Source organism: Lewinella sp. IMCC34183 (genome assembly GCF_003390915.1).
Taxonomy (GTDB): Bacteria; Bacteroidota; Bacteroidia; order Chitinophagales; family Saprospiraceae; genus Neolewinella.
In genome coordinates this window covers 171,399-187,357 of sequence record NZ_QMEM01000005.1, presented here as the reverse complement: position 1 = coordinate 187,357, position 15,959 = coordinate 171,399, and the positions used below count along the sequence as shown (strand labels likewise).

Here is a 15,959-nt window from a genome sequence, read left to right as displayed (position 1 = left end):
TCCTGACCATCACTCCGGCCGGTAGTCGCTCGGCAGCATCCGCGTCACCTGGAAGGCACCCATGGTCCCGCCGAAACTGATGGGGCTGTTCCCGAGTGTCCCGTCCGCTCGGAAAGTGGCCGAGGGGCCCAGCACGGTCAGGTAAGAGGTGGTGTAGGCCGCCCGTTTCCGGCGGTCGGGCGGCAGGGGGCGGCCCCGGCGGTCGTGGTAGTACAGTACCGCGATCCGCCGTCCGTTTAGGCCCTCGATGGCCATTTCGGTATCCGATACGCGGCGGAGGAAAGCGGTGAGGTCGATGGGCCGGGCCTCGTCGTCCACCATCTCGTAGACCGCGAAGCCCTCGGCGGCGAGGTTGTCGGCGTACAGCGCCCGCAGGAAGTGTTGGGAGGACAGGTAGTAGGTTTCCCGCCGGTTGCGGACGTGGCGGCCCCGCGCCTTGCCGTTGCCCTCGTAGGGCTCGAAGTAGTAGGTGCCGAGGCCGAAGGTGGACCCCGCCCGGTAGTCGATCGAGAACTGGATCAGGTCGACGGAGACCCGGTAGCCCAGGTCGGGGACGTCCACCCGCAGTACGCCCGCGCTGCTGACCCGCAAATCACTGGCTTGCTCGAAGGTGAGTGACTTGCCGTCGATGGACCACTGCACGTTGCGCAGGTCGTCGGGCAGGCCGTGGCGCTCGACCAGTACGTCGGCGTGGCGGAGGGTATCGGTGCGGTAAGTGCGGTCGAAGCGCAGCCGTTCCTGGTTCGTCAGGGTGGCCCGCCGCCCGCCGGGGTCGGTACCGAGAAAGGCCTCCCGAAATTCCCGCAGGTTGCGCTCCCGGTTGTTGCGGTCGCCGACCTCCACCGCCGCGATCTCGTAGGCGGAGGGGGCCAACACCAAAGGATCTTGCTCCCCGCCGCGCTCCACGAGGCGGTTGGCGGACCGGTAGTTGAGGTGGGTAGCGACGACCACGGCCGGCAGCTTCATGTCGGACAGCGGCAGTCGGTACGCGCCCGCGTCGTCGGTGGTGGTGCCTACGGTGGTGCCGTCGAAGTAGACGGTGGCGAAGGAGACCGGCTCACCGGTCAGGCTGTCGCGAACCGTGCCGCTCACGGCCGGCTGACCGTGGAGCAGTGACGAAAAGAGGAGCGCAAGCCACAGCAACAGGGTAGGGAACAAGGAGAACGGGCGGGTCATCTGGTCGGGGGTGGGCGAGCCGGAAGATATGCCGGTCTGGGAGACCGCCGCACCCGCGGTCGCGCATTCCCGTCCCCGCGGTAAACACCAGGGCGACCGGGGCCTTATTACGTTGAACCTACGTCCCAAAATTCCCCCAGCCATCAATCACCTAGCTAACGAGACCTCCCCCTACCTCCTCCAGCACGCCCACAATCCGGTCGACTGGTACGCCTGGGGCGACGAAGCCCTCGAGCGTGCCCGCCGGGAAGACAAGCCCATCCTGGTCAGTATCGGCTACTCCACCTGCCACTGGTGCCACGTGATGGAGCGCGAGAGCTTCGAGGTGGAGGCTACCGCGCGCATCATGAACGAGCACTTCGTGTGCATCAAGGTGGACCGGGAGGAGCGCCCCGACGTCGACCAGGTGTATATGGACGCCTGCCAGGCCATCACCGGCGGCGGCGGCTGGCCCCTCAATGCCTTTCTGTTGCCCGACACCCGCCCCTTCTACGCGGGTACCTACTACCCGCCGGAGCGGAAGTACAACCGCCCCTCCTGGACCGAGCTTCTGCTGCACCTTGCCGGCCTGTACCGCGACGACCGCGACAGCCTCGAGGAGCAGGCCGCGCGGCTGGTCGATACCCTCAGCAGCGGCGGCGACCGCCTGCTCGGCATGACAACCGCCGCCGAAGGGCCCGACCCCATGCTCGAGAACCTCCGCAAGTCGTACGACGGCGCCCGCGGCGGCTTCGGCGGGGCACCCAAATTTCCCATGAGCCAGGCCCTGGAGCTGCTGCTGGCGGCGGGGGTCCTGACCGGCAATAACCAGGACATCTACTTCGCCGGCCACGGCATGCGCGCCATGCTCGCCGGCGGTATCTACGACCAGCTGGCCGGCGGCTTCAGCCGGTATACGGTCGACGCCCACTGGCGGGTACCCCACTTCGAGAAGATGCTCTACGACAACGCCCTGCTGCTGCGGCTGCTGGGCAAGCTGCAGCTCGTGCACCCCGACCCCCGCTACGCCCAGGCCATCGCGGAAACCACCGACTGGCTCGCCGCCGAGATGGCCCTGCCCGACGGCGGCTACCGCGCGGCCCTCGACGCCGACAGCGAGGGAGTAGAGGGCAAGTACTACGTATGGCAGTACGCGGAGCTCGAAGCCCTGCTGCCCCCGGAAACCGTGGAGCTCGTAGCCGACTTCTACGGCATCACCCGCGAGGGCAACTGGGAGGAGGAACACACCAACATCCCCTACCGGCCGGGCCCCCTGCCCGCCGTCACCGGCCTGTCGCCCGACGTGGCTGTCGCCAAGCTGGCTGATGCCCGCCGCATCCTCGCCGATGCGCGGCGGCAGCGGATCCCGCCGGGGGCCGACGACAAATTATTGCTGCAGTGGAACGCCCTGCTCGTTTCCGGCTGGTGCTGGTGCTACCGCGGTACCGGCGAGGAGCGCTACCTCCGCCTGGCCACCAAGCTCTACGCGGACCTGCAGCGGCAACTGCACCAGGACGGCCGCTGGTACCGCAACCGGACGCGCGGTACCCTCGGCGCCCCCGCGTTCCTCGACGACTACGCCGCCCTGGCCGCCGCAGCTCTCGACCTGGGCGAGGCGACCTTCGACCCCGACTACGCCCTCACCGATGCCCGCGCCCTCGTCGACCACGTGCTGGAAACCTTCAGCGACGCCCAGGCTACCATGTTCTACCTGCGCCCGCCCGACGGCAGCGAACTGCCGGTGGCTACCCGCGATTTCTACGACAACGCCCTGCCGAGCGGCAACTCCCAGATGGCCCACAACCTGTACCGCCTCGGCCGCCTGACGGGGGAAGCCGCCTACACCGGGCGGGCCGAACGGATGGTGGAAGCCATGCGCGGGGCCCTGCAGCGGTACCCGGGCAGCTTCGCCGGCTGGGGCCTGACCGCCCTGCTGCTGGGAGCCCCGGAGCGGGACCTGGTCGTCACCGGACCGGGGGCGAAGGCCGCGGCCCGCGAATTCTTGTCGCACTACCGACCCGGCCTGTTGATCGTGGCCTCGGAAGTCGACCGCGGCGATCTTCCCTTGTTACGCAACCGTTACCTTTCGGAACTTCGCTACTTTGTCTGTAAGAACCGGACCTGCCATCTGCCGGTTACTACTGCCGAAGAGGCGCGCCATCAATTGAACCAACCATGACCCGCAACCTGCCGTTACTCGTCGTCTTTCTGCTGCTGGGCGGGTCCGCGGGTGCACAGCAACTGGCCCAGTACAGCCTGTACTGGCTCGACCCCGTACAGTTCAACCCCGCCTACGCCGGCCTCGACAACAGCCTGAGCGTAACGGGTACCTACCGCACCCAGTGGACGGGCCTCGACGGCCAGCCCAGCGGGCAGCGGATCAGCGCCCACCTGCCGGTGTACTTCCTGAGCAGTGGCTTTGGCGTGGAAGCCGAACGCGATCAGCTCGGCGCGCGCAGCCTCAACCGCTTCGGCGCCACCTGGAACTACCAGTTGGTGACCCCTACCGCGGTCTGGTCGGTCGGACTGTCCGGCCGCTACTTCCAGATGGGCCTCGACGGGGCCGCCCTGCGTACGCCGGAGGGTGACTACTCCGAGCCCAACATCGTCATCCACAACGATGGCTTGCTCCCGTCCGGCAACGAGAGCGCCGGGACCTTTACCCTGGCCGCCGGACTGTACTACCAGGCCGAGCGCCTGGAGGGCGGCGTGTCCGTCCGCAACCTGACGGAGAGCGTTTTGTCCTTTCCCGGACTTGACTATGTCCTTGGCCGACAGTATCATGCATTCGTCCGCACACGTCTGGACGTATTACGTTCCTGGGAAGTGATGCCGATGTTGTTTGCCGTTAGCAACGGCGTACAGCACCAGCTGAGCGCCGGCGCGATCGCCCGTTACGACGAGAACGTTTTCGCCGGAGCGGCATACCGCGGCTACAATAATCAAACCACGGACGCCATTGTACTTATGGCGGGCGTGAACCTGAGTGACAAGATTACCCTGGCCTACGCCTTCGATCTTACGCTTTCCGACCTGCAGACCGTACAGAACGGAAGTCACGAGATCACCCTGAAGTACAACCTGCAACAGCGTATCGGGGCCGGCGTACCGCCCCCGATCATTTTCAATCCGCGGACCAAACAATGATTGTCTTTGTCGGCTTGACGAAATTAGAGTTCGTACGTTTGTTAAATAAGCTTCCGAGGCTGCCGTTTCGATACTAACCATGGTTTACCCTACGTTTCCCCCACAAATACCCTCCCCCTCAAACCAGAGGAAAATTCCGGTTTTGCGCATGAAAAAGCACTTACAAACTCTTCTGGCCCTGACGATCCTGGCCGTCACCCTCTCCAGCTGCGGCGGCAGTCGGGAAACCGGCGAGCTCGTCGGATCCCTCAATCGCCCTACCTGGAAAGGTATCCAACCGTACGGCATGGTGTACGTCCCCTCGGGTTTCGTACACGTAGGCAACAGCGACCAGGATATCACCGGTACGTTCATCCAGCGCCCGAAGGCCGTTACCATCAACGGTTTCTACATGGACGATACCGAAATCTCCAATAACGAGTACCGGCAGTTCATCGACTGGGTGCGCGACTCCATCGCTCACGTTATTCTCGGCGACGTCGATGAGAACGGTAACATTGACTGGGAGCTTCCTATCGACTACTCCGACGAAACCCTCAGCGAGCTCTACCTGGAAGAAGCCTACGCCGGCCGCAAGCAGGTAAATACCAACCTCTACGACTACACCTACAGCGAAGTAGACTGGACGGAAGCCTCGCTGGCCCGCCCCCGCGGCCTTGACGGACAGGGTATCACCGACTACATCTCCGAGAAGACGGTCAACATCTACCCCGACACCCTGGTGTGGGTACGTGACTTCGCCTACGCCTACAACGAGCCGATGGCCCGCGTTTACTTCAGCCACCCCGCCTACGACAACTACCCCGTGGTAGGTATCGACTGGCACATGGCCCGCGCCTTCAGCCACTGGCGCACCACCCTGTGGAACATGTACAACGAGGATGCCCTCATTGAAGACTTCCGCCTCCCCACCGAGTACGAATTCGAGTACGCGGCCCGCGGCGGCAAGGAGCATGCCCCCTTCCCCTGGGGTGGCCCCTACGCCCGCAACAGCAAGGGCTGCCTGCTGGCCAACTTCAAGCCCGGCCGCGGCAATTACGCCGACGACGGCGGTTCCTACACCGTTCCCGTCGACGCGTACTACCCCAACGACTACGGCCTCTACAACATGGCCGGCAACGTAGCCGAGTGGACCATTACCGCCTTCCAGGAGAACGCCACCAGCTTCGTACACGACTTCAACCCCGATATCCGCTACAACGCCAAGGACGATGATCCCATCTCCTACAAGCGTAAGGTGATCCGCGGGGGCAGCTGGAAAGACATCAGCTTCTACCTCCAGAACGGTACCCGCACCTACGAGTACCAGGACACGACCAAGTCCTACATCGGCTTCCGCAACGTCATGTCGTTCACCGGCCGCTCGATTAACGACTTCTAGACTTTTTCTTCAGCGCATACCTTAGAACGGCCGCTCCGAGACTCTCGGAGCGGCCGTTCGCATGTCAGCCCTATGGACCCGACCCAGCTCGCCACCCTCATCAAGCAGTCCGCCTACGACCTGGGCTTCGGCTACGTGGGCATCGCCCGCGCCGAACGGATGGAACCCGAGGAGCGTCGCCTGGAAGAGTGGCTCAACGCCGGCTACCACGGCACCATGCACTGGATGGAGAACCACTTCGACAAGCGCGTCGACCCGACCAAACTGGTGCCCGGCGCCCGCTCCGTCGTGTCGCTCCTGTACAATTACTTCCCCGCCGACGAGACGCCCAGCCAGGAGGCCCCGAAGCTAGCCCGCTACGCCTACGGAGAGGACTACCACCGCGTCGTGCGCGCCAAGCTCCGCGACCTCGTCGGCCGGCTGGAGGAAACCCTCGGGGCCCCGATCGACGGGCGGGTGTTCGTGGATAGCGCCCCCGTGCTCGAGCGCGACTGGGCGGCGCGGGCCGGTACCGGCTGGGTGGGAAAGAACACTCTCTTGCTGAACCCCCGCGCAGGGAGCTACTTCTTCCTCACCGAGATCATCTCCGACCTGGCCCCGGCCGTGGACACCGCCATCCGTGACCACTGCGGAACCTGCACCCGCTGCATCGACGCCTGTCCGACCGAAGCCATCAGCCCAGCCGGATACGTGGTCGACGGCAGCCGCTGTATCAGTTACCTTACCATCGAACTGCGGGAGGCGATCCCCGCGGAGTTCGCCGGTCGCATGGAGGGGTGGGCCTTCGGCTGCGACATCTGCCAGGAGGTGTGCCCGTGGAACCGCTTCAGCACCCCCCACAGCGAGCCCGCCTTTGCGCCCCACGCCGACCTGCCGGGGATGGGCGCGCGGGAGTGGCGGGAAATGACCGAGGAGGTCTTTCGGAAAGTCTTTCAGAAGTCGGCCGTCAAGCGCGCGAAGTACGCCGGCCTGCGGCGTAACGTGGAATTCCTGGAGCGGGGTAGGGATGGGACGGACTAGCCTACCGTCTCGCCGCTGTGCTCCTCCTCCTTGCGGGCGGGGCGGAGGGCGAAGGGTAGCATGATGAACATGCCAGCCATGATGGCCATGTCGGCGACGTTGAAGATACCCGTCTGGAGACCGAAGGCCTTGAGGTGCAGCATGTCGACCACGTGCCCGTAAAGCAGCCGGTCGACGATATTGCTGAGGCCGCCGCCCACGATGAGGGCCAGGGCCACTACCTGCCAGCGGTTGAGGTACTTCTCCTTGAAAATGTAGTAGAGCAGGGCGATTAGCAGCAGGGCGGGGAACAGGTTCAGCAGCACCGGCCGCCAGAAGTCATTGAGGCCCGCACCCAGGCTCAGGAAAGCCCCGGTATTGTGTACGTGGGTCAGCCGCAGCACGTCGCCGAAGTAGAACTGGTCGGGCTCCCCCTGTAGGTGGACGGTGGCGAGGTACTTGGTCCACTGGTCGAGGCCGACGGTCACTACGACCGCGACGAGTACCACGATGAGCCGTGATTTAAAGGTTTTCATTGGGGTAAAGGTAGGGGCTTGGGGGAGAGTGGCTTATTTGGCGCCGAGCAGCTCGCGCAGTTTACGTTCGAGATCGGCGCCGCGCAGGTTACGGGCAACGATATTACCGTCGGGGTCGAGCAGCACTGTCTGCGGAATACTCGTCACGCCGTACAGCTGGGCGTGCTCGCTGCGCCACCCCTTCAGGTCGGAGACGTGGCGCCAGGTCAGCGCATCGGCCTCAATGGCCTGCAGCCACCGCTCGCGGCGGTCGTCGAGGCTGATGCCCAGGATCTCGAAGCCGGCGTCGCGGTACTTCTCATACACCCGCACCACGTTGGGGTTCTCCCGGCGGCAGGGTCCGCACCAGCTGGCCCAGAAGTCGAGCAGCACGTACTGCCCGCGCAGGCTCTCCAGGCTGAGGGTGTCACCCGCGGGCGTGGCTCCCGAGAAGAGGGGCGCCTCGGACCCCACCAGGAAGCTGCGCAGGGCCGCCGTCTGCCGTTCCAGGGCCGCGACGGGCTCCGGAAAAAGGGGTGCGAATTCCTCAATCGTAGCGTTGGCCAGGGCACTGGCGGCGGGGTGCTTTATGGAGAGGAGGCTCGCCAGGGCTCCGCTGCGGGCCAGGAACCGGGCCCGGCTACCGGCCGGCCAGCGGGAGGTCTCGGCGAGCAGGACGTCGCCCAGCCGGGCGTCGGGGATGGCGGCGGCCAGCGTCTGCGTATAGTTGCGGGCGCTTTCGTAGGTCCACGACAGGTCGTTGTAGCCGGGGTCGGTGAAGTCTACCCGGTCGAAAAAGGTGGTTATGTAATGATCCAGCGGTCCCTGGTAGGCGGTGGTGTCCGCGGAGTACCAGCTGACGTAGGTATTGAGGGCGGCGATCCGCCCCAGCAGCGGGTATACCCCCTGCAGGCGGTCGATCAGGGCGCTTTTTTTCGCGTCGAGCTCCCGCATCATTTCCCGGCCCTCGGCATTGACGCGGGCGTCGCGGATCACCTCGATATCCTGCTGCAGCATTTGGAATCGCTCGTTGAAGGTGTCGAAATCCCGCTTGAGCGCGGCGTAGGCCGTGTTGATGGGGCTATCCGTCACGGTACCCTGGCGGAAGCGTCCACAGGTGGCCGACACGGTAACTGCCTCTCCGCCCCCGAGGATCACCGGCAGGGCATCCCCCGGGGAGCCTCCCACATAGCGAAAGACCGGTTCCTCCAGGCTGAGGGTAGCGCGGTACTCTCCCGGTGCGGTCTGCGCCAGGGTGTCCACCACCGCGAAGCCGGCACCCGTGAAGGTGAACACGCGGGGCGGGGTAGGGCAACCTTGCGCCTTGACCGTTAGGGTGGCGTCGCGTTGGGCCGGGAGCAGGGCGGCAAGCAGCAGAAAGAAGAGCAGGGCAGTGGGGCGCATGGCACAAATTTACGATTTTGCGGCCACCCCCGCCGTCCCGTGGACGACGCCACGGTCCCGTTCCTCGGTGAACGCCCGCCGTCCGCCGAAAAAGGGCCGGCGGGTCTATCCTTTCCCAACCCCCACGCCTTCCCAGCCGTTTACCTGACATGGCAACTTTTCGCTCCCCCTTCGACCGCTCTCCGGTCGGTACCATCATAGGTATCCTGGTTACGATCATGGTACTGTACGTGCTGTTCACGATCGTGGGCTGGCTGATCGCGCTGCTCTACCGCTTCTCACCCATCCTGCTGGTAGCCGCGCTGATCATCGACTATAAGGTCGTGCTGAACTACCTCACCGGCATCAAGAACCTCTTCCAGCGCAAGCCCATCTTCGGCCTGCTCGCCGCGGGGGCCACCGTCGTGCTGTATCCTTTTGTTTTCCTGTACTTCCTCGGCATGGCCCTCTTCAGGAAGAAAGTGAAGGAGGCACGGCAGGAGGCCGATATTCGCCGCAACGGGAAGTGGACCGACTACGAGGAGGTCAGCGATGAGCCTGTCGACATCGATACCACCTTCGAGGAACTGCCCCCGCCCCCCGTCGCTCGCCGGCGCGACGAGCCAGGCTACGACGAATACTTCAAATAGCATGCCGGGTTGGCTCGCGGCCGGCCCGCTCTACGTGGCCCTGGTCTATACGCTCTGGCAGTACCGCAACTACCGGCGCTGGCGCCGCGCCGTGGCGCAAAGCGTGCCGCCGGTTCCCGTCGACGATTCACTGCGGCTGGCCGTCGTCGTGCCGTTCCGCAACGAAGCGCACAATCTGCCGGTCCTGCTCGAGGGCCTGCTGGCCCAGACCTACCACCCCGACCGCTACGAGGTCATCCTCGTCGACGACCACTCGGAGGACGGCGGGGTCGCGGGTGCGGTGCTGGACGACGAGCGCGTTCGCCTGCTCCGGCTCAGCGACCACCCCGATTTTCTGACCCGGGGTGCCTACAAAAAGGCCGCCCTCCAACTGGGCATCTCCCACACCCAGGCCGACGTCATCGTGACCACCGACGCGGACTGCCGGGTCCCGCCCAACTGGCTGCGCCAACTGGCGGCTCACTTCGTGGCCGGACAGGACGTGGTACTGGGACCCGTCTTCGTGGACCCGGTGGAAGATTTCTGGGATGGCTTCCAGGCGTTGGACCTGGCCGCCTACCAGTTGTTCACCGCCTCCTGCGTCGCCGCCGGAAAGCCCGGGCTGGCCAACGGGGCCAACTTTGCGTTTCGCCGGACGTCCTTTCATGCGGTGGGCGGCTATGCGGGCGTCAATCACCTACCGTCGGGCGACGACGTGTTGCTGCTCCATAAGTTCATCCGCTTCGGAGTGCGCGCGGTGGGCGTCGCCTGTCGCCCGCCCGCCCTGGTGCGTACCCGACCCGTAACCGGGTGGCGGGCCCTCTGGCGGCAGCGACTGCGCTGGGCGAGTAAGGCCGGACAGTACGGCAGTCACTCGCTGAACTGGGCGCAGACACTCAGCTTTCTTACCTCCCTGGTCATTCTCTTCTCTTTCCCCCTGGGTATCCTCGATTACCGCATCCTGCTGGCGGGCCTGGGCGGCTGGGCACTGAAGTGGGCCATCGATTATTACCTGCTGGGGGATGTGTGCAGGCACTACGGCCACGGTAAGCTCATGACCTGGTACCCCGCCGCTCAGGCTTTCTATCCCGTATACCTGGTAGCGGTGGGTACCGCGGCGCTCTTCGGCGCGCGGGCCTCCTGGAAGGGCCGGCCGGGCCGGTAACGGATCAGAGCCTGGCCGCCGGGGCCACGTCCTGCCCGACGAACAGTCCGCGCTCAAATTTAAAGGCGGCCGTGACCCCGATCATGGCCGCGTTGTCCGTGCAGTATTCGAGGCGGGGGACGAAGGTTTGCCACCCCCGTTCCCGGCCCAACTGCTCCAGGCGCTGGCGAAGCTCGCGGTTGGCGGATACGCCGCCCGCGAGCGCGACGCGGCTGAGGCCCGTCTGCTCACTGGCGGCGACGAGTTTGCGCAGCAGGGTAGATACGATAGCATCCTGAATCGACGCGCAGATGTCGTCGAGGTGATCTTTGACGTACCCTTCCTCCTCCCGGGCGCGCCGCTGCAGCGTGTACAAGATACTGGTCTTCAGGCCGCTGAAGCTGAAGTCGAGCCCTCCCGGGTCCGGCTGGGCGAAGTCGAGCACCGGGGTGCCCAGTGCCGCGCGGCGGTCGATCTCCGGGCCGGCGGGGTAGGACAGGCCGAGGAGCTTGCCCGACTTGTCGAAGGCTTCTCCGGCGGCGTCGTCGATGGTCCGGCCGATGATCTCCTGCTCCAGCGGCGAACGCACCACCACCAGCTGGGTGTGGCCCCCGCTGACGGTAAGGCAGAGGAAGGGAAACTCCGGCTTTGGATCCTCGGCGAAGTGGGCCAGCACGTGCGCCTGCATGTGGTCGACCTCGATGAGGGGCAGGTCGCGGGCCAGGGCGAAGGCCTTGGCGAAACTGACGCCCACCATGAGGGAACCGATGAGGCCCGGCCCCCGCGTGAAGGCCACGGCATCCACGTCCTCCGCGCTGACCCCCGCCCGCCGCAGGGCGACCTCCACGGTGGGCACAATGTTGCGCTGGTGGGCGCGGCTGGCGTATTCGGGCACCACGCCCCCGTACTCTACGTGTACCTGCTGACTGGCGGTCACGTTGCTGAGTACGCGGCCGTCGCGCACGATGGCGGCCGACGTGTCGTCGCAGCTCGATTCGATGGCTAAGAGGGTAGGCATGGCCCGCGAAGGTAGGGCCGGGGACCAGATTTTCGGCTGGGCAAACGCCAACGTGCGGGGAAACCACATCTTGCGGACGTATATTTATCCCCGGTCGTTTTCGCGGCTCTAGGGGAAATGTTTTATACTTGCACAAACTAACAGCTCACGATGCGTAAATTATTTAGTCTGGCCTTCCTGGTCCTCGCCTTCTTTCTCGGATGGCTGCTGTACCGCAGTATCGAAGAACCCATCACGTTTGCGGACGAGCGCGTAGTGCGGCAAGACGCGGTCGAGGAGCAACTGAAGATTATCCGTACTACGCAGGAAATGTACCGGGACATCACCGGCATGTTCGCCCCGAGCTTCGACACGCTGAAACAGGTACTCCGCCAGGAGGACTTCATGGAAGTACGGATCATCGGAGACCCCGACGACCCCGACTTCGACCCCGCCACCGCCTACGATACCATCTACTCGCCGGCCATCGACAGCATCAATGCCCTGGGCATCGATCTCGACCGCCTCGAGTACGTTCCCTACACCGATAACGTGACCTTTGACATCGCCGCCGATACCATCGACTACCAGTCGACCAAGGTGCCCGTCGTTCAGGTAGGTGTCCCCTACAAGGAGTTCATGGGGCGCTTTGCCGACGAGCGGTTCAAGCGTTACGACCAGCGGTACGACCCCAACAAGCCCATCAAATTCGGCGACCTCAGCAAGCCCAGCTTGGCGGGGAATTGGGAGTAAGCAATTACGATATAGCCTCCGCGGCCTTCCGGCCGGACCGGACGGAGGATTACGAACTGTCCATCCTCACGGGGGTGGACAGTTTTGCGTATATCATCCGCGACCGCACGGCCAACCGCCTGCTGGCCTACCGCTCCTACTCCTTCGGGCGGGAGGAACGCGCCGACTGGCCCGCGGCCCTCGCCGCGGTGGTAGCCAACGACGAACGGCTGTCGGGGCTCCGGTACGGCAAGGCGGTCCTGGCCTGGGATACGCCCGTCCTTACGCTGGTGCCGGCGGCCCTGTACCGGTCGGGCAACCCGTTCGCCTACCTCGAATCGCTGACGGTGGTGGGACTGGAAGACGAGGTACGCCACGAGCACTACCACGAGCTTGGTGCCGAACTGATCTTCTCCGCCCGCCGCGACCACCTCCGGACGGCCGAGGAACAGCTCGGCGCGCTGCGCACCCAGCACGTGGCCGGCGGACTGCTAACCGCCTGGTCCCTCCGTTCGCGGCGGCTCGGCCACGCCTCGGTTTCCTGCTCGGTGCGGGAGAACCGCCTGTTCGTGGCGGGACACCGCAAGGGCGCGCTGGCGTACTTCAACACCTTTCATTTCGGCAGTTCCCAGGACGGCGTATACTACCTCCTGCTCGCCTTCGAGCAGTGCGGCTTCGCCCCCGACCGCGTACCCCTCTACCTCAGTGGCGACGTGACGGCCAGCGGCGAACTTTACCAGCAGTTCTACCGCTACGTAGAGGACCTTCGCTTCAGCGACTATCCGACCCCGCCGGCCGCCCCGCCCGAACTCGCGGGCCTGCCGGGGCATCTCTACTTCGACCTGCTCTGCCTCGGCTAGGGCCGGCGCAAACTCACCGCCATGCGTATCATCTCGGGAAAATTCAAGGGCCGCCGCTTCTCGCCGCCCGCCGACAATTGGCCCACGCGGCCCACGACCGACTACGCCAAGGAGGGACTCTTCAACCTCCTCAACAACCGCATCTACTTCGAGGACCAGCGCGTACTCGACCTGTTCGGCGGCACCGGCAGCCACGACTACGAGTGGATGAGCCGCGGCTGCTGCGACGTCACCTACGTCGATAAACACCCCCCGGCGGTCAATTTCGTGCGGCAGACCGTGGCTACCCTGGGCGTGGAGGACTGCATCGAGATCTTCCGGATGGACGTCTTCCGCTTTCTGGAGCGGCCCGTGAGCAAGCCCTGGACCTACGTCTTCGCGGGCCCCCCGTACCCCCTGCCCAACATCCCCGAGCTGCCCGACCTAGTCTTCAACGCCGGCCTGCTGGCGCCCGGCGGACTGTTCGTACTGGAGCATAACCCCCACCACGACTTCACCGGCGATCCCCGCTGCACCGAGGTGCGGAATTACGGAAAAACCATTTTCAGCTTCTTCCAGACGGAAGGGGAGGAGGAGTGACCGGAAGCGGGCCCCGCGGATAATTTTGGGTCCGCCCCGGCGGTTTAAGGGGAAAGCGACACTATGTTACGACTCATCCTGGCCCTCGGCCTGCTGCTGCCGGCCGTACTGCCGGCCCAGACCCTCGAACGCAGCCTGGGGCTGGAGCTCACCCCCCACTATGGGTCTCACCGCCTCTCGAACGCCCGCAGCGTCATCCTCGACCGGCTGGAACGGCTGGACAGCCTCGAGCAGGGGCGGGCCGGCTTCGCCATCGGGGCGGTCTACGAGTCGCGGGTAGACCGCATCGGCTTCACCACCGGGCTTCGCTACACCTACGTGGGCTACGAAACCCTGGAACAGGCGGCCCCCGGCGGCGGCACCTACACCGACCGGGTCAGCGCCCACTACCTCTCGCTGCCCTTCGAGGTCAACTTCTATCAGGACGTTACGGAAAAGGACCGCGTACTTTTCGTGCTGGGAATTGCCGGACAGTACCACCTCGGCACGGGGGGACAGCGCACGAGCCTCACGGGCGGTGCCGAGACCGGGTCCTCGGCGCTGGACCTGGAGCGGTCGGACTATCGCCCCTTCCTGGCGTCCTTCGTTACCGGCATCGGCTACGATCGTAAGCTATCGGCCAACTGGGCGCTGCGGGTGCAGCCGAATTTCCAGTTCTTCCTCAACGGGAGCCTCCGGCCGGACACAGCTGCGGACGTTAACCGCAATTATTACCAGGTGGGCCTGCGGGTGGTCGTGCGGAGATTGTTTATCTGAGGCTCGAACGCCACCTTTCAAAGTCTTGTTGGGGGAGTACTCATCACTTACATGCTAGCCCCCCCTCTATGGCCTTCTACGGACACGTGATCAAAGCCCTGATCGAGACCAAACACAACCTCTTACCGCACGAACCCACCGACCCGGCCGCCGCCCAGCAGCGGCAACTGCGCGACCTGCTGGAGGAGGCCAAGGACACGGCCTTCGGCAAGTACTATAACTTCGAACGCATCCTCGGGGCCGAGGACATCCGCAAAGCCTACCGCAGGGAGGTGCCCATCTTCGACTACCACGAAATGAACGACGAGTGGTGGAAGAAGCAGCGCAAGGATCCCGACATCACCTGGCCGGGGCGGCCCAAATTTTTCGCCCTCAGCAGCGGTACCACCGGAAAGAAGAGCAAGCGCATCCCCGTCACCGACGAGATGCTCGAGTGTACCCAACGGGTCGGCCGCGCCCAGGCCGAGTGCCTGGCCAACTTCGACCTGGACGCGGACCTCTTCGAAAAGGACATTCTCATGCTCAGCAGCTCCGCCAGCCTGGAGGAGCGCGACGGCTACCAGGAGGGGGAGATTAGCGGCATCAACGTGAGTAATCTGCCGGAATTCATGGAGGGCGTCTATAAGCCCGGCATCGACATCGCCCGCATCCCCGAATGGGACGAGCGCGTACAGCGGATCGCCGAGGAGGCCCCGAAGTGGGACGTGGGGGCCCTCGCGGGCATCCCCTCCTGGATGGTGATGATGCTCCGCAAGGTGATCGAGGTCAATAAACTCAACAACATCCACGAGATCTGGCCCAACCTGTCCATTTTTACGACCGGAGGGGTGGCCTTCGAGCCCTACCGGCAGACCTTCGAGGCCCTGCTGGACCACCCGATCGTCATCATGGATACCTACCTGGCCAGCGAGGGCTTCTTTGCCTTCAACGCCCGGCCCGGCACCATGTCGATGCAGCTGGCCCTGGACCACGGCATCTACTACGAGTTCGTTCCCCACGACGAACGGGGCTTTGACGCGACCGGCACGATCCTCGAAAAACCCGAGGTACTCGACTTCCGCGACGTGAAAGAAGGAGTCGACTACGCGCTGCTCGTATCCACTCCCGCGGGCGCCTGGCGGTACATGATCGGCGATACGATCAAGTTCACTGACCTCGAGCGTATGGAAATGGTCATTTCCGGCCGCACGAAGTACTTCCTCAACGTGGTCGGCAGCCAGTTGTCGGAGGAGAAGCTCAATAAGGCGATCGCCACCCTCAACAAGAAAACCGGTGCCAACGTGAAGGAATTTACCGTCGGGGCGATCAAGCGCGAGGAAGACGGTGAGTACGTACACCAGTGGGTCCTCGGCCTGGAAGAGGGCGAGCTCGACTCCGAGGAGGCGAAGAAGGTACTGGATGCCCACCTGCAGGAGGTCAACAAGAACTATAAAGTAGCCCGGCAGAAAGCCCTCAAGGACCTGCGCGTCCGGGTGGAGCCGGCGGACCGCCTCTACGCTTTCCTTGAGCAGACCAAGAAAAAGGGCGGGCAGATCAAGTTCCCGAAGGTAATGGGGGAAGACAAGCTGCGGGAGTTGCTGGAGTTTTTGGGGTAACGGGCATGACGTTTCCGCTTTAGCGGGGTTGGTTTATCCAGGTCTGGTGGGTGAGAGGACTGATGAGCTGGTGTAGCCATCGGCGCT

15 protein-coding genes are annotated in these 15,959 nt (G+C 64.6%); 11 read left to right on the top strand and 4 right to left on the bottom strand.

The genetic code is table 11. The features are described 5' to 3' along the window. Positions 1–9: 9 nt before the first annotated feature. A complete protein-coding gene (locus DQG19_RS12635) occupies positions 10–1,176 on the bottom strand; it encodes a carboxypeptidase-like regulatory domain-containing protein (protein WP_157974484.1) in 1,167 nt (388 codons plus the stop codon). A 112-nt stretch (positions 1,177–1,288) separates the two neighbouring features. Between DQG19_RS12635 and DQG19_RS12630 the strand changes: the two genes are divergently transcribed. The 4 genes from DQG19_RS12630 to queG all read left to right on the top strand — a co-directional run bounded on the left by DQG19_RS12630 (position 1,289) and on the right by queG (position 6,703). Continuing rightward, entirely contained in the window at positions 1,289–3,334 is a 2,046-nt protein-coding gene (locus DQG19_RS12630; protein ID WP_198661738.1) for a thioredoxin domain-containing protein, read from the top strand. After that, positions 3,331–4,302 (top strand): type IX secretion system membrane protein PorP/SprF, encoded by a 972-nt coding sequence (locus DQG19_RS12625; RefSeq protein WP_116126623.1) that lies wholly within the window; start codon positions 3,331–3,333, stop codon positions 4,300–4,302. Before DQG19_RS12630 ends, DQG19_RS12625 begins: the two co-directional genes overlap by 4 nt. A gap of 148 nt (positions 4,303–4,450) precedes the next feature. Then, positions 4,451–5,683, top strand: a complete 1,233-nt coding sequence (locus DQG19_RS12620; RefSeq protein ID WP_116126622.1) for an SUMF1/EgtB/PvdO family nonheme iron enzyme — start codon at positions 4,451–4,453, stop codon at positions 5,681–5,683. Between the two features lie 72 nt (positions 5,684–5,755). After that, a complete protein-coding gene (gene queG, locus DQG19_RS12615) occupies positions 5,756–6,703 on the top strand; it encodes a tRNA epoxyqueuosine(34) reductase QueG (protein ID WP_116126621.1) in 948 nt (315 codons plus the stop codon). Here the strand turns inward: queG and lspA are convergent. Beyond that, entirely contained in the window at positions 6,700–7,218 is a 519-nt protein-coding gene (gene lspA, locus DQG19_RS12610) for a signal peptidase II (RefSeq protein ID WP_116126620.1), read from the bottom strand. The genes queG and lspA overlap by 4 nt on opposite strands. A gap of 33 nt (positions 7,219–7,251) precedes the next feature. Further along, on the bottom strand, positions 7,252–8,601 hold the full coding sequence (locus DQG19_RS12605) for a TlpA family protein disulfide reductase (RefSeq protein ID WP_198661737.1): 1,350 nt from the start codon (positions 8,599–8,601) through the stop codon (positions 7,252–7,254). Between the two features lie 149 nt (positions 8,602–8,750). On the opposite strand from DQG19_RS12605, the gene DQG19_RS12600 reads away from it, so the two are divergent. Both DQG19_RS12600 and DQG19_RS12595 read left to right on the top strand, forming a co-directional pair. After that, positions 8,751–9,230, top strand: coding sequence for a hypothetical protein (locus tag DQG19_RS12600; protein WP_116126619.1), 480 nt, complete (start codon positions 8,751–8,753; stop codon positions 9,228–9,230). Position 9,231: 1 nt separating this feature from the next. Then, complete coding sequence (locus tag DQG19_RS12595; RefSeq protein ID WP_157974482.1) at positions 9,232–10,374, top strand: glycosyltransferase; 1,143 nt, start codon at positions 9,232–9,234, stop codon at positions 10,372–10,374. A 4-nt stretch (positions 10,375–10,378) separates the two neighbouring features. Here DQG19_RS12595 and tsaD read toward each other — a convergent pair whose 3' ends face one another. Next, on the bottom strand, positions 10,379–11,371 hold the full coding sequence (gene tsaD, locus DQG19_RS12590) for a tRNA (adenosine(37)-N6)-threonylcarbamoyltransferase complex transferase subunit TsaD (protein ID WP_116126617.1): 993 nt from the start codon (positions 11,369–11,371) through the stop codon (positions 10,379–10,381). A gap of 150 nt (positions 11,372–11,521) precedes the next feature. Between tsaD and DQG19_RS12585 the strand changes: the two genes are divergently transcribed. The 5 genes from DQG19_RS12585 to DQG19_RS12565 all read left to right on the top strand — a co-directional run bounded on the left by DQG19_RS12585 (position 11,522) and on the right by DQG19_RS12565 (position 15,872). After that, positions 11,522–12,103, top strand: coding sequence for a hypothetical protein (locus DQG19_RS12585; protein ID WP_116126616.1), 582 nt, complete (start codon positions 11,522–11,524; stop codon positions 12,101–12,103). Beyond that, positions 12,094–12,942: a DUF3822 family protein gene (locus DQG19_RS12580; protein WP_157974481.1), complete on the top strand. Its 849-nt coding sequence runs from the start codon at positions 12,094–12,096 to the stop codon at positions 12,940–12,942. The genes DQG19_RS12585 and DQG19_RS12580 overlap by 10 nt, the downstream gene beginning before the upstream one ends. Before the next feature lie 21 nt (positions 12,943–12,963). After that, positions 12,964–13,521, top strand: coding sequence for an RsmD family RNA methyltransferase (locus DQG19_RS12575; RefSeq protein WP_116126614.1), 558 nt, complete (start codon positions 12,964–12,966; stop codon positions 13,519–13,521). 63 nt (positions 13,522–13,584) lie between these two features. Then, a complete protein-coding gene (locus DQG19_RS12570; RefSeq protein WP_116126613.1) occupies positions 13,585–14,277 on the top strand; it encodes an outer membrane beta-barrel protein in 693 nt (230 codons plus the stop codon). Between the two features lie 68 nt (positions 14,278–14,345). Next, the gene (locus DQG19_RS12565) at positions 14,346–15,872 is read left to right on the top strand and encodes a GH3 auxin-responsive promoter family protein (protein WP_116126612.1); all 1,527 of its coding nucleotides are present in this window, start codon (positions 14,346–14,348) and stop codon (positions 15,870–15,872) included. The last annotated feature ends 87 nt before the right edge of the window (positions 15,873–15,959 follow it).